Origin of the sequence: Sphingomonas paucimobilis NBRC 13935 (genome assembly GCF_000739895.2) — a bacterium.
In the GTDB taxonomy this organism is placed as follows: domain Bacteria; phylum Pseudomonadota; class Alphaproteobacteria; order Sphingomonadales; family Sphingomonadaceae; genus Sphingomonas; species Sphingomonas paucimobilis.
The window spans coordinates 44,757-67,647 of sequence record NZ_BBJS01000018.1 but is presented as its reverse complement, the minus strand read 5'-3'; the positions used below and the strand labels follow the sequence as shown (position 1 = coordinate 67,647).

The following is a 22,891-nucleotide window of genomic DNA, read 5'->3' as shown; positions in this document are numbered from 1 at the left end:
GTGAGCGACCTGACGATCAACGCCGCGTTCGACGGCGGCAATATCCGCGTGGTGGGCATCGAGGGCGACCGGGTCGACCTGGAAATCGTCAACGACCATCAGTCGGACTTCTACCAATGGTTCTATTTCCGCGCCGGCGGGGTGAAGGGGCGGACGCTGACCTTCCGCATCCTCAACGGCGCGGGGTCGGCCTATCCCTTTGGCTGGCCGGGTTATCATGTCCGCGCTTCGACCGATCGGCGTGACTGGCGGATGACGCCGACCCACTATGCCGACGGGGTCATCGAGTGGAAGTGGGCGGGCGAGACCGATCTCGTCTGGTTCGCCTATTTCGAGCCCTATACGATGGAACGGCATCACGACCTGGTCGCGCGGATCGCGGCCAAGGGTGTGCATCACGAGCAGATCGGCGAGACGCTGGACGGCCAGCCGATCGATTATCTCCGCCTCGGCACCGGTGCCAAGCAGGTATGGCTCTATGCCCGCCAGCATCCCGGCGAATCGATGGCCGAATGGTGGATGGAGGGCGCGCTCGACTGGCTGACCAGCCCGGCGGCCGAATCGCTGCTGGCGGCGGCGACCGTCCATGTCGTGCCCAACATGAATCCGGACGGCACGCGGCGCGGGCATCTTCGCACCAATGCGGCGGGGGTGAACCTCAACCGCGAATGGCATGATCCCACGCCCGAGCGCAGCCCCGAGGTATTGTGCGTGCGCAACCGGATGGACCAGACGGGCGTCGACTTCGCGATCGACGCGCATGGCGACGAGGCCATCCCGGCCAACTTCATCGCTGGCTATGAGGGGATTCCCAGCTGGACCGAGGATCACGGCGCCAAATTCTATGAATTCGGCCGCCGCTTGGCCGCGCACACGCCCGATTTCCAGACCCAGATGGGCTATGAAAAGGCGAGCGCGGGCAATGCGAACCTGTCCATGTCGACCAACCAGCTCGCCGAGCGATTCGGCGCGGTGTCGGTGACGCTGGAAATGCCGTTCAAGGATCACGATCCCAATCCGGACGCGGTGCACGGATGGTCGGGCGAGCGTTCGGCGAAGCTGGGCGTGTCGTGCCTGGAGGTGTTGAGCGAGATGATCGGAGAGATTTGACGGTAGCGGGGGAGCCCCGTGGAACGGGCTTCCCTTGGCCTTCGACGGCGCTCAGGCTGAGCGGCCTTTGGGTTGTATCGGACATTCCCCCGCTCCGTTCAGCCTGAGCGAAGTCGAAGGCCACGCCCCAACGCCTATCGCCGCACGCCCTCCGCCGCGAGATAGCGGTCCAGTTCCGCCAGCACCTGCGCCAATCCGGCATCATCCCGCGCCTCGGCACGCACCGTCAGCGCCGCCTGCGTATTGGACGCGCGCAGCAGCCACCAGCCATCCGTGGTCTTCACCCGGACGCCATCGGTATCGTTGATCTCCGCCCCCTCGGTCCGCAGCGCCGCCGCTACCCGGTCGACGATGGCGAACTTCTCCGCCTCCGCCACCTTGATCCGTGTTTCGGGGATATCGACCATGGCGGGCATGCTTCCCCGCAACTCGGTCATTGAGCGCCCCGCCAGATGTACCGCACGGATCAGGCGGATCGCGGCATAATGCGCATCGTCGAACCCGTACCATTCGCCCGCGAAGAACATATGGCCCGACATCTCACCGCCCAGCGGCGCGGCCGTTTCGACCATTTTGGTCTTCATGAGGCTGTGGCCGGTCTTCCACATCACCGGTTGGCCGCCCAGCGCCGCGATATGGTCGAACAGCACCTGGCTGGCCTTCACATCGGCGACGATCGGTGCGCCGGGATGCTCGGCGAGCGTGGGGGTGGCCAGGATCATCAGGATCTGGTCACCCCAGATCACCCGGCCCTGGCCATCGACCGCACCGATTCGATCGCCATCGCCATCGAAAGCGAATCCGAAATCGAGGCGTCTGTCGGCGACCAGCCGTTTCAGCGCCTCTAGATTCGCCTCGACCGTCGGATCGGGGTGATGATGCGGGAAATGACCGTCCACATCGGTGAACAGCGTATGATGCTCACCCGGCAGGCGCTGCACGAGCTTTTCGATGACCGGCCCCGCCGCGCCGCTGCCGCAGTCCCAGCCGATCCGATATTCGCCGCCCGCAAAGCCCGCGACCAGCCGATCGACATAGGCGTCGAGAATATCATGCTGCTCGACCCGGCCGGCCCCTTGCGTCCAGTCGCGCGCCGCCGCCATCCGCGCCAGATCCTGCACATCCTCGCCAAAAAAGGGGCGATGATGCAGCACCATCTTGAAGCCATTGTCGTCGCGGGGGTTGTGGCTGCCCGTTACCTGTACGGCGCCGTCCACCCCTAAGGTCGCCTCGGCGAAATAGACCATCGGCGTAGGCCCCAGGCCCAGCCGGACGACATCGACGCCGCTGTCGGTCAGCCCCTCGATCAGCGCGGCCTTCAGCGCGGGCGAACTCAGCCGCCCGTCGCGGCCGACCGCGACACGGGTGCCGCCCGCGCGCCGCAACCGCGTCGCAAAGCCGCGCCCGACCGCATAGGCGGCGCCTTCGTCCAGCGTCTCGGGCACGGTGCCGCGCACGTCATACTCACGCAGCGCCGTAGGGTGGATCGCGGCGGCGCGCTCAGCCATTGCGGCGATCCAGCAGCAGGTTGCGCGCGGCGTTCACCCGCCGCGTCAGATCGGCCGAGCCGCCGCGATCGGGATGGACCTGGCCGACCAGCCGGCGATGCGCCTGGCGGATCGCTTCCGCATCGGCCCCGGGCGGCAGGTCGAGGATCGCCAGCGCCTCGGCCTCATCCTGCGGCAGCCGGGGTTGCAGCGCGGCCTTTCTGGGGCGCGGCAGATAGCGCCACACCAGCCAGATCACGAGCAGCGCGAGCAGCCACTTCACGCAGCGACCCGATCAGGCCGCATCGGGGCGCGCGCCGGGTTCCGCCCAGGCCTCGGGCAGTTGTAGCGCCGCCATCATCTCGCGCAGTTCCTGCCGCGCGGCGACATGGCCCAGCCCCATCGCGCCGAATTCCTTGGCGTCGATCATGGTCAGGCCGTTGGGGAACATCTCGCGATAGATGACGCGCTCGCCCAGCCCCGGGATTACCCGGAAGCCGACGCGACGCGACAGATCTGTCAGCGCATCGGACACGCGGCGCATGTTGCGCGCCTCGATATGCTGCAACCGGTTGCGCAGCACGACCCAGTCGATGGTGGTGCCATCGGCGCGCGCGCGCTGCTTGCGCGCGTCCCAGATCAGCTCCGAATAGAAGCTGGGGCGCGTCACCTGGAACGTCTCCGGGTCGACCTGTCCGATCAGGTCGAAGTCGACGAAGCTGTCGTTCATCGGCGTGACCAGCGTATTCGACAGCGCCGCCGCCGTCCGCGCGAAATGGTCGTCGCGGCCCGGCGTGTCGACGATCAGGAAGTCCGCATCCTGCGACAGGCCGAACCAGAGCTCCTCGAACCCCTCCTCGGTCTGGCTGCTATGGGTCGCGTGCACCGGCATGGGCAGCTTGTGCCCGGTGCGCTTGATCGTCTCCGCCCGATTGTCGAGATAGCGGCCCACCGTCCGCTGGCGATGATCCAGATCGAGACACGCCACGCGTGCGCCCTTCGCGGCCAGCGCGATCGCCACATGAACCGCCGTCGTCGATTTGCCAGTGCCACCTTTTTCATTGGCAAAGACAATGACGTGCGTTGAAGATAGCCGTTCCGGCAACTCGTCGCTTCCTTATTGATCCCCGTTGCCACCCTACATAGAAGCCCTCGGCGTGGGGAACGAGGGGTAAAATCAGTGCAAGTCATTCGGGATCGCGAAGCCTTGGCAGCGGCGCTGGACGCGCTGCGGACCGATGGTGCGCGTGTCGCCTTCGTGCCGACCATGGGTGCGCTCCATGCCGGCCATATCGCGCTGATCGAAGCGGCGAAGCGGCCGGGCACCAAGGTGGTGGCGTCGATTTTCGTCAATCCCAAGCAGTTCGGGCCGAACGAGGATCTCGGCCGCTATCCCCGTCGCGAGCAGTCCGACCTGCGCATGCTGACCGAGGCGGGTTGCGACCTCGTCTGGATGCCGGGCGTCGAGGTGATGTATCCCGAGGGGCATGCGACAACGATCCATGTCGCGGGTGTCAGCGAGGGCTATGATGGAGAATCGCGCCCCGGCCATTTCGATGGCGTCGCAACCGTGGTCGCCAAGCTGTTCAACCAAGTGAAGCCCGACGCCGCCTATTTCGGCGAGAAGGATTTTCAGCAGCTGGCGGTGATTCGCCGCATGGTCGCCGATCTGGATTTCGGGATCGAGATCGTCGGCGTGCCGACCCAGCGCGATGATGATGGCCTCGCCCTGTCGTCGCGCAACATCTATCTCGACGAGGAGCAGCGGGCCAAGGCGGTGGCGTTGCCGCGCGCGCTGGGCGTGGCCGCGCGGGCGATCGGCCGGGGCGAGGATGCGGCCACGGTGCTCGGCGATGCGCGCGCGACCCTGACCGCCGCCGGGTTCGAGGTCGACTATGTCGCCTTGGCCGATGCGGAGACGCTGGCGGCGAATCCAGCCGCCGATCGGCCTCGTCGCTTGCTGGCGGCGGCGCGTATGGGATCGACCCGACTGATCGATAACATCGCTGTCACAGACGGTTAATCGATTAACCAATTTGTGACCGTTATGGGCATAATCTCCGAATCGAACAGGATAGATGTTCGATAACGGGGGCTTATATGGCCAATAGCAGCAAGAGCGCGCAGTTCCTGATGGAGAGCCGGCTCGCCGACCAGATGGCGAGCCAGAATGGCGCGACGATGTATGATCTGGGTGTCGCCTATTCCACCGGGTCGGGCGGTGTCCGCTACGACCTGATCGAGGCGCATAAGTGGTTCAACCTGGCGGCGGTGGCGGGCTTCCTGCCGGCGCAGATCGCGCGCGCGGAAGTCGCGACCGACATGACCGCGCGCGAAATCGCCGAGGCGCAGCGCCAGGCCCGCGCCTTCCTCTACGGCGCCACGGTACAGATGCGCGCGGCCTGACCGATCCTCCGCGCGCCGATCCGCCTCGTTGGGGAGGACAGGATCAGGCGGCGCTTTTCGGTTTGGCCGCCGCTTTCTTGGCAGGCGCCTTCTTCTCCGCCGGCTTCTTCGCCGCTGCCTTTTTGGCCGGGGCCTTCTTCGCCGGTTTCTTGCGCGCCGGAGCGGCCGCCGCCCGCGCGTCGATCAATTGCGCAGCTTCCTCCAGCGTCAGCTGATCCTTGTCGACCGTCTTGGGGATGGTCGCATTTGTCTCGCCGTCCGTGACATAGGCGCCGTAGCGCCCTTCCATCAGCTTGATCTCCGCCTCGGTACGCGGATGCTTGCCAAGAATTTTCAGCGGTTCGCGTGATGCGGTGCTGCGCGCGGCACGGCCGCCACCGGCTGCGGCTTCGGCCAGCTTGACCACGGCGGCGTTCATGCCCGTTTCGAACACTTCGGCCGTCGAGGACAGACGCGCATATTTACCCGAATGCGCGAGATACGGCCCGTAACGTCCGATCGACGCGGTGATCGGTTCGCCCGTCTCGGGGTGGTTGCCGATGGTGCGCGGCAGATGGAGCAGCTTCAGCGCCCATTCCAGATCGAGATCGATATCCTTGGGGATCGAGGCGCGCTTGGCATCCTTGCCCTCACCCAGCTGGATATAGGGGCCGAACCGCCCCGACTTCCGCTCGACCGGGAGACCGGTTTCGGGGTCCTGGCCCAGCGTCTCGGGTCCCGAATCCTCACCAGCCCCTTCGCCGCCTTGGGCGAAGCGACGGGTATATTTGCACTCGGGATAGTTGGAGCAAGCGATGAACGCGCCGAACCGGCCACCCCGAAGAGCGAGCTTGCCCTCGCCGCAGTTCGGGCAGAGGCGGGGATCTGACCCGTCCGCCTTTTCGGGGAAGAGGTAAGGCGCGAGGAATTGATCCAGTTCGGCGGTAATTGCCGAGGGCTGCTGTTCCATGACTTCCGAGGTACGCGGCTTGAAGTCGCGCCAGAAGGCGTCGAGCACCGCCTGCCACTGGGCACGGCCGCCGGACACGTCGTCCAGCTCCTCCTCCAGCTCGGCGGTATAGTCGTAGCCGACATATTTCTCGAAGAAGCGCTCGAGGAACGCCGTCACCAGCCGCCCGCTCTCCTCGGCGAAGAAGCGATTCTTCTCGACGCGGACATAGGCCCGGTCCTTCAGCGTCTTGATGATCGAGGCATAGGTGGACGGACGCCCGATGCCGAGTTCCTCCATCCGCTTGACCAGCGACGCCTCGGAGAAGCGCGGCGGCGGCTGGGTGAAGTGCTGCTCGGCCTTGACCTCCTTCTTCGCAGGGGCGTCGCCCTCGCGCAGGCGGGGGAGGCGGCGGGCCTCTTCGTCCTGGCTGTCGTCCTGGCCTTCCTCATAGAGCGCCAGATAGCCGGGGAAGAGCACGACCTGTCCGGTCGCGCGCAGGACATGGCGGCCGGTGCCGTCGGCCATATCGATGGTGGTCCGCTCCATCCGCGCCGAGGCCATTTGCGACGCCAGCGCGCGCTTCCAGATCAGGTCATAGAGGCGGCCATGATCGCCCGAACCCGCATGGTCGCGGCTGAAATCGGTAGGGCGGATCGCCTCGTGCGCTTCTTGCGCGTTCTTGGCCTTAGACTGATAGACGCGCGGCTTGTCCGGGACGTAGGACGCGTCATAGCGGTCGGCCACGGCTTTCCGCGCCGCTGAGATCGCCGAGCCGTCCATCTGGACGCCGTCGGTACGCATGTAGGTGATCGCGCCGTCCTCGTAGAGCTGCTGCGCGATCCGCATCGTGTGATCGGCCGAGAAGCCCAGCTTGCGCGCGGCCTCCTGTTGCAGGGTCGAGGTGGTGAAGGGCGGCGGCGGGTTGCGCGTCGCGGGCTTGGTCTCGACCGACTGGACCTGGAAGCGGCTCGCCTCGACATCGGCCTTGGCACGGGTCGCGTCGCCTTCATTGCCGATCGACAGGCGGTCGAGCTTCTTGCCCTCCCACTGGACCAGGCGCGCGACGAAGGGGGTGCCGTCCTGCTCCATATCGGCCGTCACCGACCAATATTCCTGTGGGCGGAATGCTTCGATCTCGCGCTCGCGCCCGACGATCAGGCGCAGCGCCACCGACTGGACGCGCCCCGCCGACTTGGCACCCGGCAGCTTGCGCCACAGCACCGGCGACAGGGTGAAGCCCACCAGATAGTCGAGCGCGCGGCGTGCGCGATACGCGTCGATCAGGTCGGTATCCAGCTCGCGCGGATTCTGCATCGCGTGCAGGATGGCGGGCTTGGTGATCGCGTTGAAGGTGACGCGCTCCACCTTGTCGGGCAGCGCCTTGCGGTTCTTCAGAACCTCCTGGACGTGCCAAGAAATCGCCTCGCCCTCGCGATCGGGGTCGGTGGCCAGGATCAGTCGGTCGGCCTTCTTGGCCTCGTCGGCGATCGCCTTGAGCTGACGCGCCTTGTCCGCGTAATTCTCCCACTCCATCGAAAAATTCTGGTCCGGATCGACCGAACCGTCCTTGGGCGGCAGGTCGCGGACGTGACCATAGCTTGCCAGGACGCGGTAGTCCGACCCCAGATATTTCTCGATGGTCTTCGCCTTGGCGGGCGATTCGACGATGACAAGCTGCATGAGTGGTAAAACTACGTCCCTTACGTGTGTACGCGAGGATGGGGAGGGGGCGGGGGGCCGTCAAGCGGGGTTAGCCCCGGCCTTGGTCAGGGCTGGGACGCGAATGACGCCGGGGCGTGGCCTTCGACTGCGGTCAGGCTGAACGGATGGAGGGGTGGGCGGCTTTGATTCCCAACCGCCGTTCGGCCTGAGCGAAGTCGAAGGCCACGCTCAAACCTCTCGAACAAATCGCAAGGCCGCACCCGGATAATGAGGTTTGTCGTGAAGGACATAGCCCAGTTTCTACGCCAGCCAGCGATACGCGCCGCTGGCCGTGTCCCACACCGCGAACAGGCCATGGCCGAACACCGATCAATATAGCGCAGCGGCCGCATCCAGGCTTACTCGCCGGTCATCGGCGCGCCGGCATGGCGGACCACGACCGGATCGGCGACCATCGCGGCATAGGCCTCGTAATCACCGACATCATAGGGCCGTAGCGTCAGGCGCTCGGTCTGGATCACGCCAGCGCCACCCGGCCGCCGGCGTGGCGCTCCAGTCGTCCGGCCAGTTCCAGCTCCAGCAGGACCGTCTGGACGATGGCGGGCGGACGTCCGCTCTGGCGGATGAGTTCGTCGACCGTGACCGCCACCGGGCCCAGAAGATCGGTCACCCGGCGGCGATCGGCATCGTTAGCCTCGTCGGGCGGCGGCGGTGTGTAGGCGCTGCCCGGCGCACGGACCATGCGCGGGTCGATGGGGCGGATTTGTTCCAGGATATCGCCCGCCGACTGAATCAAGGTCGCGCCCTCGCGGATCAGCATGTTGCAGCCCTGCGCGCGCGGGTCGGCGGGGTGGCCGGGCACCGCCATCACCTCGCGTCCCGCCTCGCCCGCCAATCGCGCGGTGATGAGCGAGCCGGATCGCGGTGCCGCCTCGACCACGACCGTCCCTTGCGCCAGCCCGGCGATGATCCGGTTGCGTGAGGGGAAGTGGCGCGCGAGCGGCTGCGTCCCCGGCGGCTGTTCGGCGATCAGCAGGCCGCGGGTCGCCACCTCTTCCTGCAACCGCGCATTTTCGGGCGGAAAGGCGATGTCGATACCGCTGGCGATGACGCCGATCGTCCCGCCTTCCAGCGCGCCGATATGCGCCGCCGTGTCGATCCCGCGCGCCAGCCCCGAGGTGACCGGCATGGCGTGTGCCGCCAGATCCTGCGCCAGCCCACGCGCGAAACGGCAGGACGCCGCCGAGGCGTTGCGGGCACCGACCAGCGCCACCCCGCCGCGTTGCGCCAAGCCGATGTCGCCGCGTATGATCAGCGCGGGCGGGGCGGTGTCGAGTTCGGCGAGGAGCGCGGGATAATCGGCGTCGTCCAGCAGAACATGCCGGGCGCCCAGCCGCTCGACCGTCTCGATCTCGCGGGCGATCATGGCGGTATCGGCGGGACGAGGCGCTTCGCCGCCGCCGCGCCGTGCCAGGCTGGGCAGCGCTTCCAGCGCCACCTCCGCCTCACCGAATCGTGCCATCAGCTGGCGCCAGGTGACAGGGCCGATGCCATGCGTCCGCAACAGCCGCAGCCGCGCGAACCGCGCCGGGGTCACGGCTTTTTGCGGCCGATACGGGGTTCGGTCCCGGCGAGCAGCCGATCGATGTTCGCGCCATGCTTCCAGATGACGATCAGCGCCAGCGCGATCAGCAGCAGCACCAGGTCGAACCGCCCGAGCACGGCGGCGGCGAGCGGGGCGCTGATCGCGGCGGTCATTCCCGCCACCGCCGAGATGCGGATGGTGGCGAGCAGCCCCAGCCACACCACCGCATAGACCAGACCCAATGGCCAGTAGAGCGCGACCACCACGCCCATCAGCGTGGCGACGCCCTTGCCACCGCGAAACTTCAGCCAGATGGGGTAGCAGTGGCCGATAAAGGCGGCGGCCGCCGCCAAGGCTTCCTCACCCGGCAGCCAGTGGCGCACCAGCAGAACGGCGGCGACGCCCTTCAGCAGGTCGAGCAGCAACGTCGCGGCGGCCAGCCCCTTGCGGCCGGTGCGCAGCACATTGGTCGCGCCAATATTGCCCGATCCGATGCTGCGAAGGTCGCCTGCGCCCGCCGCCTGCGTCAGGATGATGCCGAAGGGAATCGACCCCAGCAGATAGCCGATCAGCAAGGCCCAGGTCGGCGGCCCCCAGATGATTTCGGTCGGCAATAGTCTTCCCCTGTGCTCCGGGACAGACATAGAACATCGATGCTGGCCTGTCCAATAGGAGACGCTCTGGTTTCGACCGCGCCCGCCGCTTATGAGGCGGCGATGAGCGATCCGCGTCCTATCCTGTTCTTCGATTCCGGCGTCGGCGGGCTGTCGATCGCGGGCCCTGCGCGCATGGCACTGCCGACCGCACCGTTCGTCTATGTCGCGGACAGCGCGGGTTTTCCCTATGGCGAGAAGAGCGAGGCGGAGATTGCCGGGCGGGTGCCGGCGCTGCTCGGGCGGTTGGCCGAGCGCTATCGCCCGCGCCTGATCGTGATCGCCTGCAACACCGCCTCGACCATCGCGCTGCCTGCGGTGCGCGCGGCGCTCGACCTGCCGGTGGTCGGAACTGTCCCTGCGATCAAGCCCGCCGCGCTGATGAGCGAGACGCGGACGATCGGCGTGCTCGGCACCCGCGCGACGGTGCGACAGGCCTATGTCGATGATCTGGCCGCGCGTTTTGCCAGCGACTGCCGGGTGATCCGCCATGGTTCGGCGGCGCTGGTCGAACTCGCCGAGGCGAAGCTGCGGGGCGAGACGCTGTCGTCCGAATCCTTCACGGCGGTGCTGGACGGGCTATTCGGGCAGGAGGGCGGAGAGGCGATCGACGTGATCGTCAATGCCTGCACCCATTTCCCGCTGGTCGAGGCGGAGTTGGCCGCGGCGGCGCCCCATCCGGTGCGCTTCGTCGATGGCGGGCCGGGAATCGCGCGGCGGATCGCGTTTCTGACGCAAGGGCAGGACTGGCCCGCCGATCGGGGCGAGGGGGTGGCGGTATTCACCCATCTCGGCGAGCGGGAAGCGGCGTTGCGACCAGGATTGGCGTTGCGGGGTTTCACGCGGATCGAGGCGCTATAGCTCCCAAATCCGGTCAGGGTGAGCGAAAGCGAAGCCCGAGGGAAACCCTTGCGGCCAGCAAATCCCGTGGCCTTCGACTGCGCTCAGGCTGAACGGAGGTTGGTCTGCACCGCCCCTGCGAACCACCCGCATCAGGAACCGATCGATCCGTGGGACAATATGTCCACCATGATCGATCACAGTCAGTGTAGTTCTCGACTCGATTCATTCGCCGGTTCGTCCTACATCTTCATCCCATGAGCATCGACGGTACGGACGCGCGCGTGGATTATTCCCGCGTCTTCACCCAGGCGATCGACCGCCTGCACGCCGAGGGACGTTACCGCGTCTTCATCGACATCCTGCGCAACAAGGGCATGTTCCCCAATGCCCGCTGTTTTGCGGGGCATAACGGACCCAAGCCGATCACGGTCTGGTGCTCCAACGACTATCTGGCGATGGGGCAGCATCCCAAGGTCATCGCCGCGATGGAGGAAGCGCTCCATGACGTCGGCGCGGGCTCGGGCGGCACGCGTAATATCGGTGGCAACACGCATTATCATGTCGATCTCGAGGGCGAGCTGGCCGATCTGCACGGCAAGGAAGCGGCGCTCCTCTTCACCAGCGGCTATGTCTCCAACGAGGCGACGCTGGCGACGCTGGCCAAGATCCTGCCCGGCTGCGTGATCTTTTCCGACGAACTCAACCATGCCTCGATGATCGCCGGCATCCGCAATTCGGGATGCGAGAAGCAGGTCTTCCGCCACAATGACCTCGCGCATCTGGAGGAGCTGCTGGCGGCGGCCGATCCGGCGGTGCCCAAGCTGATCGCGTTCGAGAGCGTCTATTCGATGGAGGGCGATGTCGCGCCGATCGCGGCGATCTGTGATCTGGCCGACAAATATAACGCGCTGACCTATCTCGATGAGGTGCACGCGGTCGGCATGTACGGCGCGCGCGGCGGCGGCATTTCGGAGCGCGACGGCGTCGCCCACCGGCTGACCGTGATCGAGGGGACGCTGGGCAAGGCGTTCGGGGTGATGGGCGGCTATATCGCGGCCGACCGGATGATCGTCGACGTGATCCGGTCCTATGCGCCGGGGTTCATTTTCACCACCTCGCTGTCGCCGGTGCTGGTCGCGGGCGTGCTGGCGAGCGTGCGCCACCTGAAGCAAAGCTCGGTCGAGCGCGAGGGCCAGCAGGCCGCCGCCGCCAAGCTGAAGGCGATGATGCGCGAGGCGGGGCTGCCCGTCATGCTGGGCGAGACGCATATCGTGCCGGTGATGGTCGGCGATCCGGTCAAGGCCAAGAAGATCAGCGACATCCTGCTCGCCGAATATGGCGTGTACGTGCAGCCGATCAATTACCCGACCGTCCCGCGCGGCACCGAGCGGCTGCGCTTCACGCCGGGTCCGGCGCATGACGAGGCGATGATGGCGGAACTGGTCGCGGCATTGGTCGAGATCTGGGAGCGGCTGGACCTGAAGATGGCGGCGTAAGGCCTGGCCACACTTCCCTTCCACCCGGCCAGGGCCGGGGCCCAGTTTCGCTGAATTATCGTCTTCGGCCTTGTCGTCTTGCGCTTCTCAGGCTTGGTGGAAGCTGGACCCCGGCCTTCGCCAGGGCGGTCTCATTTTCCAGAAGGGCGAAGCGCTCAGTCTAGCGTGATCGTGGCGTCGCTGCCCGGCACTGCCAAGGCTTCGCCAAATCGGACCGTGTGGACGCTGCTATATTCGCCCTCCACCGGATCGGCATAAACATGGACGACGCGGCGCATGCCGTCGATCGCCCAGTAGGTGGCGATACCCGCCCGCGCATAGAGCATGCGCTTGAGCCCCAGATCGCGGCTTTGTGTCGTTTGGGCAATCTCGACGACAAGCAACAGGTCGGCCGGTGTAAGGAAACGATCCTCGGCGACGGGGGCGTGGAGCAGGGCCGCATCACACGCCACCACGGTCGAATCGTCAAGGACGATGCCGACCTCGCCCAAGACTCGATTCATCGGCATGACCGATGTCAGCCGGACCAGAATGTTCGTCTGCGCCTTGGCATGGCCACCCATCGGCGGGTTCATCCGTTCCAGCTCCCCGTCGATCAGTTCGACCGTCATGTCCTCGAACGCGCCACTTTCGACCATGCGCAAGAACTCCGCGCTGGTGAAGCGCGCGCGGGTGTCGGGGGACAGGCGGGCCAGTTGGTTCACGGTGGCGATCCTATCATGACGGCCCCGGCGAGCCTAGCCGCGCCTCACGCCTTGCAATAGCCCTCGCCCGGCTTCACCGTCAGGCACTGGGTCTTGCCCGCCAGATACTTCAATCCCGTCGCATCGCCATGGGTCGGGCGCAGCGTCTCGCGCACACCGTTCCGCTCGAACACGATGGTATCGCCGACCTGCTCGCCCCGGAACTCGCCCTTGTGGTCGAGGTCCCATTGCATCTCCAAGCGATAGCGACCCGGCGTCGCGGCGTGTTTGATGGTGAGGTACATGCCCTCCACCCCGATCCAGCGGCCGACATAATCGGGCGCCTTTTCCTTCGGCACGCCGATGAAGGTCGTGCCGTCGCCGGCAGGGCCGGCCGTGGCAGCCGGACCGGGGGTGTTCGTCACGGGTGCGGCGGCGTTCCGGACCTCTTCCGGCGTCTCACGCGAGCAGGCGGCCAAGGAAATCAGGGCGGACAGGATCAGGATGCGCTTCATGCCGCGCAGAACCGACCAGATCGGCCACCCGTTCCCTCCACAAGGGGTAGCCATAGCCCATGCGCGCGCGTAAAGGCGCACCCATTCCATTCCTACCCCCTTCAGGAGCGCCCGTTCCATGCGCATCGCGATCGCATCCGATCATGCCGCCGTCTCGTTGAAGACCGTGCTGGCGGACTGGCTGCGCGGGGAGGGGCATGAGGTGCTGGACCTCGGCACCGATGGCACGGCGAGCGTCGATTATCCCGATTTCGGCCGCGCCGTCGGTGATGCACTGGCCGATGGTCGTGCCGAGCGCGGCGTGGCCCTGTGCGGGTCGGGCATCGGCATTTCGATCGCTGCCAACCGCAATCCCGCCTGCCGTTGCGCGCTGGTCTCCGAGCCGCTTTCGGCGGCGCTCGCCCGCCAGCATAACGACGCCAACGCCATCGCCATGGGCGCGCGCGTCATCGGCGAGGAAATGGCCAAGGCCTGCCTCCAAGCCTTCCTGTCCACCCCGTTCGAGGGCGGACGTCATCAGCGGCGCGTCGACATGCTGTCCACCGCGCCCGCCCAGAATTGATAAGCCAAGGAAACCGCGCCCCCATGAGCACGCTCAACCAAGTCCAGCCCGCCGGCTTCTTCACCCGCACCCTGGCCGATGCCGATCCGGCCGTCTTCGCGGGCGTTTCGCATGAGCTGGAGCGCGAACAGACCCAGATCGAGCTGATCGCATCCGAGAACATCGTCTCCAAGGCGGTGATGGAAGCGCAAGGGTCTGTCTTCACTAACAAGTACGCCGAAGGCTATCCGGGCAAGCGCTACTATCAAGGCTGTGCGCCGTCGGACGAGGTCGAGCAGCTTGCGATCGACCGCGCCAAGCAGATTTTCGGCTGCGGCTTTGCCAATGTCCAGCCGCACTCGGGGGCGCAGGCCAATGGCGCGGTGATGCTGGCGCTGGCCAAGCCCGGCGATACGGTGATGGGCCTGTCGCTCGACGCCGGCGGCCATCTGACGCACGGCGCCAAGGCAGCGTTGTCGGGCAAGTGGTTCAATGCGGTCCAGTACGGCGTCGACCCCGAGACGCATCTGATCGACTATGACCAGGTGGCCAAGCTGGCGCGCGAAAGCCAGCCCAAGATCATCATCGCGGGCGGATCGGCCTATCCGCGCGTCATCGACTTCGCCAAGTTCCGCGCCATCGCGGACGAGGTCGGCGCCTTCTTCATGGTCGACATGGCGCACTTCGCTGGGATCGTCGCGGGCGGGCTGCACCCGACCCCGTTCGGTCATGCGCATGTCGTGACCACCACCACGCACAAGACGCTACGCGGGCCCCGCGGCGGCATGATCATGACCGATGACGAGGCGATCGCGAAGAAGATCAACTCGGCGGTCTTCCCCGGCCTGCAGGGTGGTCCGCTGATGCACGTCATCGCCGCCAAGGCGGTCGCGTTCGGTGAGGCGCTCCAGCCCGACTTCAAGACCTATATCGCCGCCGTGGTGGAGAATGCGCGGACCCTGGCCGCCACGCTCAAGGCGCGCGGTGCGAACCTGGTCGCGGGCGGCACCGACACGCATCTGGCGCTGGTCGACCTGACCCCGTTGGGCATCACCGGCCGCGATGCCGATGAGGCCTTGGAGCGCGCCGGCATCACCTGCAACAAGAACGGCATCCCCAATGACCCGCTGCCCCCGATGAAGACCAGCGGCATCCGCGTCGGCTCGCCGGCCGGCACGACCCGCGGTTTCGGCACTGCCGAGTTCGAGCAGATCGGCCATATGGTCGCCGACGTGCTCGACGGTCTGAAGGCCAAGGGCGAGCATGGGGACCCCGAAGTCGAAGCAAACGTTCGGACCCGTGTGCGTGAGCTTTGCGCACGCTTTCCGATCTATTAGGGATAAGGACGTTTCGAATGGCCAAGTTGGACCAGAAGATTTCCGAGGTGCATGGCGACATCAAGTCGACCCCGGGCCTTGGCAAGAGCATGGCCAAGTGGGGCGCGCTGGGCGCGGTCGTCGCCATCCCGGTGCCGTTCGTTGGCCCGATCTTCGGCGCGGCGGCGGGTGCCGGCTACGCCTATTTCAAGGCAAAGAAGAAGGCCTGAATGCGCTGCCCCTTTTGTGGCCATGAAGACAGTCAAGTAAAGGATAGCCGCCCCACCGAAGATGGGGCGGCTATCCGCCGCCGCCGCCAATGCGAGGGCTGCGGCGCGCGCTTCACCACGTTCGAGCGCATTCAGTTGCGCGAATTGTTCGTGCTGAAGAGCGAGGAGCGGCGCGAGCCGTTCGACCGCGAGAAATTACTCCGGTCCATTTCCATCGCGACCCGCAAGCGCCCGATCGACCCGATGCGAGTGGAAAAGCTCGTCTCCGGCATCCAGCGTCAGCTGGAGACGAGCGGCGAGGGCGAGGTGTCGTCCAAGCGGATCGGCGAGATGGTGATGGAGGGGCTGAAGCGGCTCGATTCGGTCGCTTATATCCGCTTCGCGAGCGTGTACCGGGAGTTTGGCGAGGCGAAGGATTTCGAGGCGTTCGCGGGGACGGTCGAGGAAGTGGCGCCGAAGGGGGAGTGAGTTAGGCTCGTGGTGGGGGCGGGGCGTAGGCTTCGACTTCGCTCAGCCTGAACGGAAGTCGGGGTACTCCGTACTATACAAACAGCCGTTCAGGCTGAGCAAAGTCGAAGCCCAAGGGAATCCCTTTGCTCCAAATCCCGAAAACGATAGCCTTGCGGTGCTCGCTTTCGAGGAAAGTGAATGGCCTTCTATTGCTACATCCTCCGTTGCTCGGACGGCAGCTTCTACACCGGCCACACCGAAAACCTCGAACACCGCATTGCCCAGCACCAGTCCGGCGAAATCCCCTGCTACACCCAGACCCGCCGCCCGGTCACGCTCACGTGGTCGCAGGACTTCCCCCCCCCCGTCACGAACCCCTATCCGCAGAACGCCAGATCAAAGGCTGGTCCCGCGTCAAGAAACAGGCCCTGATCGCATCGGACTGGACGCGCCTTAAAGAAGCCGCGATACCGCGCGCGGAACGTGCCCTTCGACTTTGCTCGGGGCGAACGGAAGATTGAATTTTGTCTCAGCCCCCATCCCAGCCCCCCGTCATCGTCCTGGTCCGCCCGCAGCTCGGCGAGAATATCGGCAAGGCCGCGCGCGCCATGCTCAATTTCGGGCTGGTCGAGATGCGACTCGTCACCCCACGCGACGGCTGGCCCAACCCGCAGGCCGGCCCCGCCGCCTCGGGCGCGGACATCGTGCTGGAACAGGCCAAGGTTTATGAGAGCGTCGCCGATGCGGTGGCCGATTGCGCGCAGGTCTATGCCACGACGGTGCGTAAGCGCGGCGTCACCAAGCCGGTCGTGACCCCGGAAGAGGCCGCACGCGAAATCCATGCCGATACCGTTGGCCGCGCGGCCTTTCTGTTCGGCCCCGAACGCTCGGGCCTAGAGACCGACGATGTCGCCATCGCGCGCAAGATCGTGACGGTGCCGATCAATCCGGAATTCGGCAGCCTGAACCTAGCGCAGGCAGTGATCCTGATCGCGTACGAATGGTCGAAGGGCGTCGATCTCGCCCAGCCGCCCGAAACCGAACTGCCCCCCGTTGCGCCGCAGTTCGAACTGGACGGGATGATCGGCCAGTTGGAGGAGATGCTCGACGGTGCAGGCTATTTCTTTCCGCCCGATCGCACCCCCGCGACCAAGCGCACGCTACGTACGCTGCTGACCAAGCCCGGCTGGTCGAGCCAGGAGGTGCGGACCCTGCGTGGTGTGTTGTCCACTTTGGCCCGTCCGCGCGAGCGGTGATCTTGCCCGCTGGTGTCTTCGTGATACTCTAGTCGCCGGATCTGTCAGACGATCCATCACGCACGGGGGGGTGTTCATGCTGCTTCTACTTGTCGCCTTGCAGATTTCTTCGGTTCCCGCAGAAACCGCGCCGAAGGAAAAGGTGATCTGCAAGACCATCCATGAAACCGGCTCGTTCCTGAAGTCGCGTAAGACGTGTCTGACCGCGGCGCAATGGCGGCGGACGGCCGAGGTGAACCAGGGGGCGGCGCGCAGCGTCGTCGCGGCCAACACCGGCGTGCCCCAGGGAAATGCGGTGTCGCTGACCGGCGAATAACCGGCGACCGCGCTAGTCCCGACGGTCGAACGCCGCCAGTTCATAGGCGATCGACCCCTCGACCAGCGTTTCCCACATCTCCACGACTACCGTCTCCGGCACACCCAGCCGCTGGGCCTCGGCGCGTGCCTGTTCGATCACTTGGGCCTTGCGGTCCTCGTCGCGCACCCGGTCCCGCGTCGGCTTGATGCGGGCGGCGGCGTCCATATAGGCGAAGCGTCGGGCGAGCATCGCCACCAGTTCGCGGTCGAGCTGGTCCACGCCCGCGCGGACCTCCGCCATGGTCGTGCAATCGGGGCCGGCAAGAATCTGAGTCATGACTGGGCTCTGCCGGGTGGTGTTCGCGCTGTCCAGCCCGGCTTGGCGGATGGCCGGCGTCGGGATAGCATATCGGCTCGTTCCAATGGGAGATAGGACGATGCTGACCACGCTCATGCTGCTGGCGCTTGCCGGCCAACAGACCGAACCGACCCCGGTGCCCGCCAAGGAAAAGAAGATCTGCCGGGTGCAGGAAACCACCGGCTCGCGCCTGGGCGCCAAGCGCATCTGCAAGACCCAGGCGGAATGGGACGAGATCGCGGCCAACGCCCGCAACGACGTGGAGAATGCCACGACCAAGCTGAACACCGCCGGCGGCCGCTGACCCACCGCTTCGCTTGACTCCGGCGCGCGCCTCCGCTAGGCGCGCCGCTTCGCGATTGCCCCCGCATCCCGGTGAAGCGGTGGGCCTGCGCTTGTCCCTCAAAGACGGGCATGGTGCGATACCGGGACCAACGTCGTTCGTAATTGCCAAGGAATACAAGATGTCGAAGCGTCAGAGCGCGAAGTACAAGCTCGATCGCCGTATGGGCGAGAACATCTGGGGCCGCCCCAAGAGCCCCGTCAACAAGCGTGAATATGGCCCCGGCCAGCACGGTCAGCGTCGCAAGGGCAAGATGTCGGACTTCGGTCTGCAGCTGCGCGCCAAGCAGAAGCTGAAGGGCTATTATGGCGACGTGACCGAGAAGCAGTTCAAGGCCTGCTACCAGGAAGCCGCCCGCATGAAGGGCGACACCTCGCAGAACCTGATCGGCCTGCTCGAGCAGCGCTTGGACATGATCGTGTACCGCGCCAAGTTCGCGCCGACCATCTTCGCCGCGCGCCAGCTGGTCAGCCATGGCCACATCCGCGTCAACGGCGTGAAGTGCAACGTCGCGTCGCGTCGCTGCTTCGTCGGCGACGAGATCTCGCTGGGCTCGAAGGCCGCCGAAATGGCGCTGGTCCTCGAGGCGCAGCAGCTCGCCGAGCGTGAAGTGCCCGATTACGTCACCGCCGACGGCAACACCAAGGTCGCCCTGACCCGCGTGCCGACGCTGGACGAGGTGCCCTATCCGGTGAAGATGGAACCGAACCTGGTCGTCGAATTCTATTCGCGCTAAGTTTTCGGTCCTACCGAATTACGAAAAAGGGCGGTCCCGATGGGGCCGCCCTTTTTCGTTGCGGGGGAAAGCGGGAATGCCGAAGAGCCGGTATCGCGCATCCGGTTCAGAAGCGGACCTGACGTTCCAGCTCGTCGGCGCGCAACGCCGTCTTGGTGACGATGCAGCCCGTATCGATCGTGTCGCCATTGATCTTGCAACTATAGTCGCGTTCCCGAATCCAGCGGCGCTGCTGGTCGCGCAAGGCTGTCTTAGCCGCCGGGCGCGATGCCAGTTGCCGCATGACCTGCTGATAGGCCTTGTTCAGCCGATCGTCCTGCACCGCCGCCTCACGCTGCGTACAGACGCCGCTCTGCACCGTGTTGCTGCCCGCACGGTCCATGCAATTGGTATAGGCGGCGGAAATATTTGGCGAGATTTGCGCGACAGCCGGCGCGCCCATTCCAACGATGGCCATTGCAGACATGGCGGCGACCAGTTTCATATGTCCCTCCTTTTATCCGGCCGAAAGCTTTCATTGACCGGTACAGGCGTCAACCATTTGTCGTCGCAACAGTTGCGGATCGAGATCATGGGATCGGCCAAGACGGATACTCCAATCCTGAGCGCAGGATGAAGACGGCCAAATTCTAACATTTCTGTCATACGGGATCGACAAGCCTTACTCGCTGTTGAGGGATGTGGGTCGGCCACCTGTCGCCCCGGAACAGGAGGGTTACAGATGGATTGGATGGCATTCCTGATCGGCTTCACGATCATGTCTTTGGCCTCGCTGGCCATCTATGCGAAGGGCAGCAAGACATCACCGGCCCTGCATCATACCTTGTTGCATGCGGCCGTTCCGTTCATCGCGGCCACTGCTTATCTGGCCATGACATTCGGCATCGGGACGCTCGTCAACTTCAACGGATCGGTGACGTATCTTGCGCGCTATGCGGATTGGTCGGTGACGACACCGATCCTTCTGGCCAGCTTGGTGTTGCTGGCTTTTCATGAGCGTGGCCGGACCGGAGAGGTTGGCGGGTATCTCACGGCCATCATTGTCCTCGACGTTCTGATGATCGTGACCGGCCTGATCTCGTCGCTGGCCGTTGTACCGGCGCTGAAATGGGTGTGGTATCTCTGGTCGTGCGCCGCTTTTCTGGGCGTGCTCTATCTGCTGTGGGTACCGTTGCGGGCCATGGCCGTCGAACGGGGCGAAGCGTTGGGAACCGCGTATCAAAAGAATGTCGCATTCCTGACGGTCATTTGGTTCCTGTATCCGATCGTGTTCCTGATCGGGCCGGAAGGGCTGAAGATCATCAGCGATCCGACGTCGGTTTGGGCGATCCTGATCATGGATGTGCTGGCAAAGGTCGTTTACGCCTTTTATGCGGCCGCCAATCTGGAGACGGCGCTGCGGCATCATGACGTGCGTCACGACGATCGCTTCTGATGAATCGAACCCCGGCGATCGGCTGGACCATCTTGACGGGGGCGGCGCTGGCCGCCTCCTTTGGGTCGCTCCTGATCCAGCTGGGCTTCGCGATCCTGGCGATCGGCGTCGTCGGCATGGCGCACGGAGCCAGCGACCTGGCAATCGTCGAACCACGTCGTCGACCATTATTCCTGATACTCTACGCAGCAATATCCCTGATCTGTCTGGCCTGGTGGACGGGCTATCCGCAGGTTGCACTGCCGCTGTTCCTGATCGCGTCGGCCATCCATTTCGGGGTGGAGGACGCGCCGGACGGCTCGTTGTGGGAGCGCGTGGCGCGGGGCCTCTTTCTGGTGACGACCCCGGCCGTTCTGCACCAGCAGGGCTATGGGATCATCCTTTCCTTTGCGGCGGGTAACGAGATTGCGCCTCTGGCCCTTTCCATGGCGAGTATCATGGGAGGTGTTGCAGCGGCCTTCGTTCTGGCATTGGCCCTTCAACGTCGCGACGGACACCTGTTGATCGGCACAGGCGCCCTGCTGATCCTGCCGCCCTTGGTCGGCTTCTCCGTCGGCTTTCTCGTACTTCATGCGCTGCCGCAGACCGATATACGGCGTGCGGAGATCGGCTGCGCGAGCTACCGCGCCTATGTCAGAGCGGTCGCGCCCATTCTTTTGGCGGCGATCATCATCGCCGCATCGGTCGGCGCGCTTTTTTTCTATCGGGAAGGCACCGGCATCCGGGCGCTTTTCGCCGGCATCGCGGCATTGGCCATGCCCCATTTGCTCGTGACGCCTTGGTTTGAGGGACGGATGCGGTTCTGCACCATGACGATGGGCAAGGGCCGGGTCACGCTGTCGTCCTGACGGCTTGCTATTGCTCCTCACCTATCGGCCGGGCACAACATCCCCAAACACAAGGGGAAATCGTCATGCGCCGTCTGGTCCTATTGTCCCTCCTGCTCTCCGGCACCGCGATCGCGCAGGACAAGCCCGACATCTCGGTCGAGACGCTGAAGACCGTCACACAGGTCCTGTCCTCGGATGAATATGAAGGCCGCGCGCCGACCACGCCGGCGGAGGACAAGACCGTCGCCTACATCATCGAGCGCTTTCAAAAGGCCGGGTTGAAGCCGGGCAACAAGGGTAGTTGGACCCAGGACGTGCCGATGGTCGAGATCACCGCCACCGACGTCCGCCCCTTCACCGTGGCGGGCAAGGGCGCCCCCATTTCGCTCGACTATCGCCGCGATATGGTCGTCGGCACCTATCGCGTGACGCCCAAGATCGATCTGAACAACAGCGAGATGGTATTCGTCGGATACGGCATCACCGCGCCCGAAAAGGGCTGGGACGATTATGCCGGGGTCGATGTGCGCGGCAAGACGGTGGTGATCCTGGTCAACGATCCCGATTGGCAGACCATGGGACGCGAGGGGCCGTTCGAGGGGCGGGCGATGACCTGGTATGGCCGCTGGCCGTACAAGTTCGAGAACGCCGCCAAGCACGGTGCCGCCGCCGCGCTAATCGTGCATCAGACCGAGCCGGCCGCTTACCCCTGGGCGGTGGTGCAATCCTCCTGGACCGGACCGCAGCTCGAACTGGACGAGCCCGGCGATCATGCCGACCAGAGCCAGGTCATCGGCTGGATTCAGCAGCCGGTCGCCGAGCGCATCCTGACGGCGGCGGGGCGTGACCTGGCCACCCTGACCAGGGCGGCGCAGACCAAGGGGTTCAAGGCGGTGCCGCTGGGGCTGACCCTGTCGGGCGGCTTCGGCAACGCGATTCGGCGTCAGGCATCGAAGAACGTCATCGGCGTCCTGCCCGGCACGGCCGAGCCCGATGACTATGTCCTCTATTCGGCGCATTGGGACCATCTGGGCCGCTGCGATGCGGTGGACGGCGACGATATCTGCAACGGCGCGCTCGACAATGCGAGCGGGATCGCCGGGCTGGTCGCGCTGGCCGAGGCGCAAGCCAAGGCGGGGCCGGCCAAGCGCTCGATCGCGTTCCTGGCGGTGACGGCGGAGGAAAGCGGGCTGCTGGGCTCGGGCTTTTATGCGCAGCATCCGGTCTTCCCGCTCGCGCGCACGGTCGGCGGGGTGAACATGGACGGGCTGAACATCTCGGGCCGATCCAAGGACTTCGTGCTGGTCGGCAAGGGCAAGTCCGAGATCGAGGATCTGGCCGTGCCCTTCGTAAAGGCGCAAGGCCGCTATATCGGCGAGGAGGCCAATCCCGAGCGTGGCGGCTATTACCGCTCGGACCATTTCTCCTTCGCCAAGCTGGGGGTGCCGATGCTCGATGGCGGATCGGGTGAGGACAAGGTCGTTGGCGGCAAGGCGGCGGGCAAGGCGGCTAGCGACGATTATGTCGCGCATCGCTATCACAAGCCGGCGGACGAATATGATCCCCGCTGGGATTGGACGGGTGCCTTGGAGGATTTGACCGTCTATTACCAACTTGGCAGGACGCTGGCCGACCGGCCGGGCCTGTGGCCCAATTGGTATCCCACCGCCGAATTTCGCGGCATTCGAGACAAGAGCAGGAAGAACGCCCAGTGACGACGCCCTCCAC

General features: G+C 65.5%; 28 protein-coding genes. 17 read left to right on the top strand and 11 right to left on the bottom strand.

Going from position 1 to position 22,891, the window contains the following annotated elements; genetic code table 11:
- Complete coding sequence (locus SP6_RS07900; RefSeq protein WP_007403737.1) at window positions 1–1,110, top strand: M14 family metallopeptidase; 1,110 nt, start codon at window positions 1–3, stop codon at window positions 1,108–1,110.
- A 134-nt stretch (window positions 1,111–1,244) separates the two neighbouring features.
- On the opposite strand, the gene pgmG is transcribed toward SP6_RS07900, so the two are convergent.
- From pgmG to SP6_RS07885, 3 genes are read right to left on the bottom strand one after another with little or no spacing between them, the layout of a single operon-like run.
- Window positions 1,245–2,618, bottom strand: a complete 1,374-nt coding sequence (pgmG, locus tag SP6_RS07895) for a phosphoglucomutase/phosphomannomutase PgmG (RefSeq protein ID WP_007403938.1) — start codon at window positions 2,616–2,618, stop codon at window positions 1,245–1,247.
- Window positions 2,611–2,880: a J domain-containing protein gene (locus SP6_RS07890; protein ID WP_007403898.1), complete on the bottom strand. Its 270-nt coding sequence runs from the start codon at window positions 2,878–2,880 to the stop codon at window positions 2,611–2,613. The genes pgmG and SP6_RS07890 overlap by 8 nt, the downstream gene beginning before the upstream one ends.
- A 12-nt stretch (window positions 2,881–2,892) precedes the next feature.
- Entirely contained in the window at window positions 2,893–3,702 is an 810-nt protein-coding gene (locus SP6_RS07885; RefSeq protein WP_007403683.1) for a division plane positioning ATPase MipZ, read from the bottom strand.
- A gap of 75 nt (window positions 3,703–3,777) precedes the next feature.
- Here SP6_RS07885 and panC point away from each other — a divergent pair, with 75 nt between their 5' ends.
- A complete protein-coding gene (gene panC, locus SP6_RS07880) occupies window positions 3,778–4,620 on the top strand; it encodes a pantoate--beta-alanine ligase (RefSeq protein WP_007403645.1) in 843 nt (280 codons plus the stop codon).
- A 77-nt stretch (window positions 4,621–4,697) separates the two neighbouring features.
- Window positions 4,698–5,003, top strand: a complete 306-nt coding sequence (locus SP6_RS07875) for a hypothetical protein (protein ID WP_007403779.1) — start codon at window positions 4,698–4,700, stop codon at window positions 5,001–5,003.
- 43 nt (window positions 5,004–5,046) lie between these two features.
- On the opposite strand, the gene topA is transcribed toward SP6_RS07875, so the two are convergent.
- The 4 genes from topA to plsY form a co-directional block, all read right to left on the bottom strand.
- The gene (topA, locus tag SP6_RS07870) at window positions 5,047–7,614 is read right to left on the bottom strand and encodes a type I DNA topoisomerase (protein ID WP_007403904.1); all 2,568 of its coding nucleotides are present in this window, start codon (window positions 7,612–7,614) and stop codon (window positions 5,047–5,049) included.
- 380 nt (window positions 7,615–7,994) lie between these two features.
- Window positions 7,995–8,117 carry a GNAT family N-acetyltransferase gene (locus SP6_RS21225; protein WP_007403808.1) on the bottom strand — a complete coding sequence of 41 codons (123 nt, stop codon included), beginning with the start codon at window positions 8,115–8,117 and terminating at the stop codon, window positions 7,995–7,997.
- Window positions 8,114–9,193, bottom strand: coding sequence for a DNA-processing protein DprA (dprA, locus tag SP6_RS07860; RefSeq protein WP_007403937.1), 1,080 nt, complete (start codon window positions 9,191–9,193; stop codon window positions 8,114–8,116). Before dprA ends, SP6_RS21225 begins: the two co-directional genes overlap by 4 nt.
- Window positions 9,190–9,795: a glycerol-3-phosphate 1-O-acyltransferase PlsY gene (gene plsY, locus SP6_RS07855; protein WP_007403833.1), complete on the bottom strand. Its 606-nt coding sequence runs from the start codon at window positions 9,793–9,795 to the stop codon at window positions 9,190–9,192. Before plsY ends, dprA begins: the two co-directional genes overlap by 4 nt.
- 102 nt (window positions 9,796–9,897) lie before the next feature.
- Here plsY and murI point away from each other — a divergent pair, with 102 nt between their 5' ends.
- Together murI and hemA are read left to right on the top strand one after the other, a co-directional pair.
- The gene (gene murI / locus SP6_RS07850) at window positions 9,898–10,695 is read left to right on the top strand and encodes a glutamate racemase (protein ID WP_037567800.1); all 798 of its coding nucleotides are present in this window, start codon (window positions 9,898–9,900) and stop codon (window positions 10,693–10,695) included.
- A 236-nt stretch (window positions 10,696–10,931) separates the two neighbouring features.
- Window positions 10,932–12,173, top strand: a complete 1,242-nt coding sequence (gene hemA, locus SP6_RS07845; protein ID WP_037567798.1) for a 5-aminolevulinate synthase — start codon at window positions 10,932–10,934, stop codon at window positions 12,171–12,173.
- 155 nt (window positions 12,174–12,328) lie between these two features.
- Here the strand turns inward: hemA and SP6_RS07840 are convergent, their stop codons facing one another.
- Together SP6_RS07840 and SP6_RS07835 are read right to left on the bottom strand one after the other, a co-directional pair.
- Window positions 12,329–12,877: a Uma2 family endonuclease gene (locus SP6_RS07840; RefSeq protein WP_007403856.1), complete on the bottom strand. Its 549-nt coding sequence runs from the start codon at window positions 12,875–12,877 to the stop codon at window positions 12,329–12,331.
- Window positions 12,878–12,921: 44 nt separating this feature from the next.
- Entirely contained in the window at window positions 12,922–13,371 is a 450-nt protein-coding gene (locus tag SP6_RS07835) for a hypothetical protein (RefSeq protein ID WP_037567796.1), read from the bottom strand.
- 118 nt (window positions 13,372–13,489) lie between these two features.
- On the opposite strand from SP6_RS07835, the gene rpiB reads away from it, so the two are divergent.
- The 7 genes from rpiB (at window position 13,490) to SP6_RS07800 (ending at window position 17,480) form a co-directional block, all read left to right on the top strand.
- The gene (gene rpiB, locus SP6_RS07830) at window positions 13,490–13,933 is read left to right on the top strand and encodes a ribose 5-phosphate isomerase B (RefSeq protein ID WP_007403770.1); all 444 of its coding nucleotides are present in this window, start codon (window positions 13,490–13,492) and stop codon (window positions 13,931–13,933) included.
- Between the two features lie 23 nt (window positions 13,934–13,956).
- Window positions 13,957–15,249 (top strand): serine hydroxymethyltransferase, encoded by a 1,293-nt coding sequence (gene glyA, locus SP6_RS07825; RefSeq protein ID WP_007403641.1) that lies wholly within the window; start codon window positions 13,957–13,959, stop codon window positions 15,247–15,249.
- 17 nt (window positions 15,250–15,266) lie between these two features.
- Window positions 15,267–15,458, top strand: a complete 192-nt coding sequence (locus tag SP6_RS07820) for a hypothetical protein (protein ID WP_007403767.1) — start codon at window positions 15,267–15,269, stop codon at window positions 15,456–15,458.
- Window positions 15,459–15,926, top strand: coding sequence for a transcriptional regulator NrdR (nrdR, locus tag SP6_RS07815; protein ID WP_007403678.1), 468 nt, complete (start codon window positions 15,459–15,461; stop codon window positions 15,924–15,926).
- Window positions 15,927–16,106: 180 nt separating this feature from the next.
- Complete coding sequence (locus tag SP6_RS21690) at window positions 16,107–16,340, top strand: GIY-YIG nuclease family protein (protein ID WP_325065529.1); 234 nt, start codon at window positions 16,107–16,109, stop codon at window positions 16,338–16,340.
- Window positions 16,341–16,432: 92 nt separating this feature from the next.
- Complete coding sequence (locus SP6_RS07805) at window positions 16,433–17,164, top strand: RNA methyltransferase (RefSeq protein ID WP_007403643.1); 732 nt, start codon at window positions 16,433–16,435, stop codon at window positions 17,162–17,164.
- A 76-nt stretch (window positions 17,165–17,240) separates the two neighbouring features.
- Complete coding sequence (locus SP6_RS07800) at window positions 17,241–17,480, top strand: hypothetical protein (protein WP_037567794.1); 240 nt, start codon at window positions 17,241–17,243, stop codon at window positions 17,478–17,480.
- Between the two features lie 12 nt (window positions 17,481–17,492).
- Here SP6_RS07800 and SP6_RS07795 read toward each other — a convergent pair whose 3' ends face one another.
- On the bottom strand, window positions 17,493–17,798 hold the full coding sequence (locus SP6_RS07795) for a chorismate mutase (protein WP_007403778.1): 306 nt from the start codon (window positions 17,796–17,798) through the stop codon (window positions 17,493–17,495).
- Between the two features lie 100 nt (window positions 17,799–17,898).
- Between SP6_RS07795 and SP6_RS07790 the strand changes: the two genes are divergently transcribed.
- Window positions 17,899–18,123 (top strand): hypothetical protein, encoded by a 225-nt coding sequence (locus SP6_RS07790; protein WP_007403815.1) that lies wholly within the window; start codon window positions 17,899–17,901, stop codon window positions 18,121–18,123.
- Between the two features lie 160 nt (window positions 18,124–18,283).
- Window positions 18,284–18,898 carry a 30S ribosomal protein S4 gene (rpsD, locus tag SP6_RS07785; RefSeq protein ID WP_037567791.1) on the top strand — a complete coding sequence of 205 codons (615 nt, stop codon included), beginning with the start codon at window positions 18,284–18,286 and terminating at the stop codon, window positions 18,896–18,898.
- 106 nt (window positions 18,899–19,004) lie between these two features.
- Here rpsD and SP6_RS07780 read toward each other — a convergent pair whose 3' ends face one another.
- Complete coding sequence (locus tag SP6_RS07780; protein ID WP_007403896.1) at window positions 19,005–19,382, bottom strand: lysozyme inhibitor LprI family protein; 378 nt, start codon at window positions 19,380–19,382, stop codon at window positions 19,005–19,007.
- Window positions 19,383–19,628: 246 nt separating this feature from the next.
- Between SP6_RS07780 and SP6_RS07775 the strand changes: the two genes are divergently transcribed.
- From SP6_RS07775 to SP6_RS07765, 3 genes are all read left to right on the top strand, one after another.
- A complete protein-coding gene (locus SP6_RS07775) occupies window positions 19,629–20,333 on the top strand; it encodes a bacteriorhodopsin (protein WP_007403936.1) in 705 nt (234 codons plus the stop codon).
- A complete protein-coding gene (locus SP6_RS07770; protein ID WP_007403717.1) occupies window positions 20,333–21,181 on the top strand; it encodes a Brp/Blh family beta-carotene 15,15'-dioxygenase in 849 nt (282 codons plus the stop codon). The genes SP6_RS07775 and SP6_RS07770 overlap by 1 nt, the downstream gene beginning before the upstream one ends.
- Window positions 21,182–21,246: 65 nt before the next feature.
- Window positions 21,247–22,878, top strand: a complete 1,632-nt coding sequence (locus SP6_RS07765) for a M28 family peptidase (protein WP_007403923.1) — start codon at window positions 21,247–21,249, stop codon at window positions 22,876–22,878.
- Window positions 22,879–22,891 lie beyond the last annotated feature (13 nt).

Excerpts from the sequence above, each read along its gene's own strand:
- pgmG (WP_007403938.1), bottom strand. The coding sequence starts at position 2,618 with ATGGCTGAGCGCGCCGCCGCGATCCACCCTACGGCGCTGCGTGAGTAT.
- SP6_RS07875 (WP_007403779.1), top strand. The coding sequence starts at position 4,698 with ATGGCCAATAGCAGCAAGAGCGCGCAGTTCCTGATGGAGAGCCGGCTC.
- topA (WP_007403904.1), bottom strand. The coding sequence starts at position 7,614 with ATGCAGCTTGTCATCGTCGAATCGCCCGCCAAGGCGAAGACCATCGAG.
- murI (WP_037567800.1), top strand. The coding sequence starts at position 9,898 with ATGAGCGATCCGCGTCCTATCCTGTTCTTCGATTCCGGCGTCGGCGGG.
- hemA (WP_037567798.1), top strand. The coding sequence starts at position 10,932 with ATGAGCATCGACGGTACGGACGCGCGCGTGGATTATTCCCGCGTCTTC.
- SP6_RS07835 (WP_037567796.1), bottom strand. The coding sequence starts at position 13,371 with ATGAAGCGCATCCTGATCCTGTCCGCCCTGATTTCCTTGGCCGCCTGC.
- rpiB (WP_007403770.1), top strand. The coding sequence starts at position 13,490 with ATGCGCATCGCGATCGCATCCGATCATGCCGCCGTCTCGTTGAAGACC.
- glyA (WP_007403641.1), top strand. The coding sequence starts at position 13,957 with ATGAGCACGCTCAACCAAGTCCAGCCCGCCGGCTTCTTCACCCGCACC.
- SP6_RS07820 (WP_007403767.1), top strand. The coding sequence starts at position 15,267 with ATGGCCAAGTTGGACCAGAAGATTTCCGAGGTGCATGGCGACATCAAG.
- nrdR (WP_007403678.1), top strand. The coding sequence starts at position 15,459 with ATGCGCTGCCCCTTTTGTGGCCATGAAGACAGTCAAGTAAAGGATAGC.
- SP6_RS21690 (WP_325065529.1), top strand. The coding sequence starts at position 16,107 with ATGGCCTTCTATTGCTACATCCTCCGTTGCTCGGACGGCAGCTTCTAC.
- SP6_RS07800 (WP_037567794.1), top strand. The coding sequence starts at position 17,241 with ATGCTGCTTCTACTTGTCGCCTTGCAGATTTCTTCGGTTCCCGCAGAA.
- SP6_RS07795 (WP_007403778.1), bottom strand. The coding sequence starts at position 17,798 with ATGACTCAGATTCTTGCCGGCCCCGATTGCACGACCATGGCGGAGGTC.
- SP6_RS07790 (WP_007403815.1), top strand. The coding sequence starts at position 17,899 with ATGCTGACCACGCTCATGCTGCTGGCGCTTGCCGGCCAACAGACCGAA.
- rpsD (WP_037567791.1), top strand. The coding sequence starts at position 18,284 with ATGTCGAAGCGTCAGAGCGCGAAGTACAAGCTCGATCGCCGTATGGGC.
- SP6_RS07780 (WP_007403896.1), bottom strand. The coding sequence starts at position 19,382 with ATGAAACTGGTCGCCGCCATGTCTGCAATGGCCATCGTTGGAATGGGC.
- SP6_RS07775 (WP_007403936.1), top strand. The coding sequence starts at position 19,629 with ATGGCATTCCTGATCGGCTTCACGATCATGTCTTTGGCCTCGCTGGCC.
- SP6_RS07770 (WP_007403717.1), top strand. The coding sequence starts at position 20,333 with ATGAATCGAACCCCGGCGATCGGCTGGACCATCTTGACGGGGGCGGCG.
- SP6_RS07765 (WP_007403923.1), top strand. The coding sequence starts at position 21,247 with ATGCGCCGTCTGGTCCTATTGTCCCTCCTGCTCTCCGGCACCGCGATC.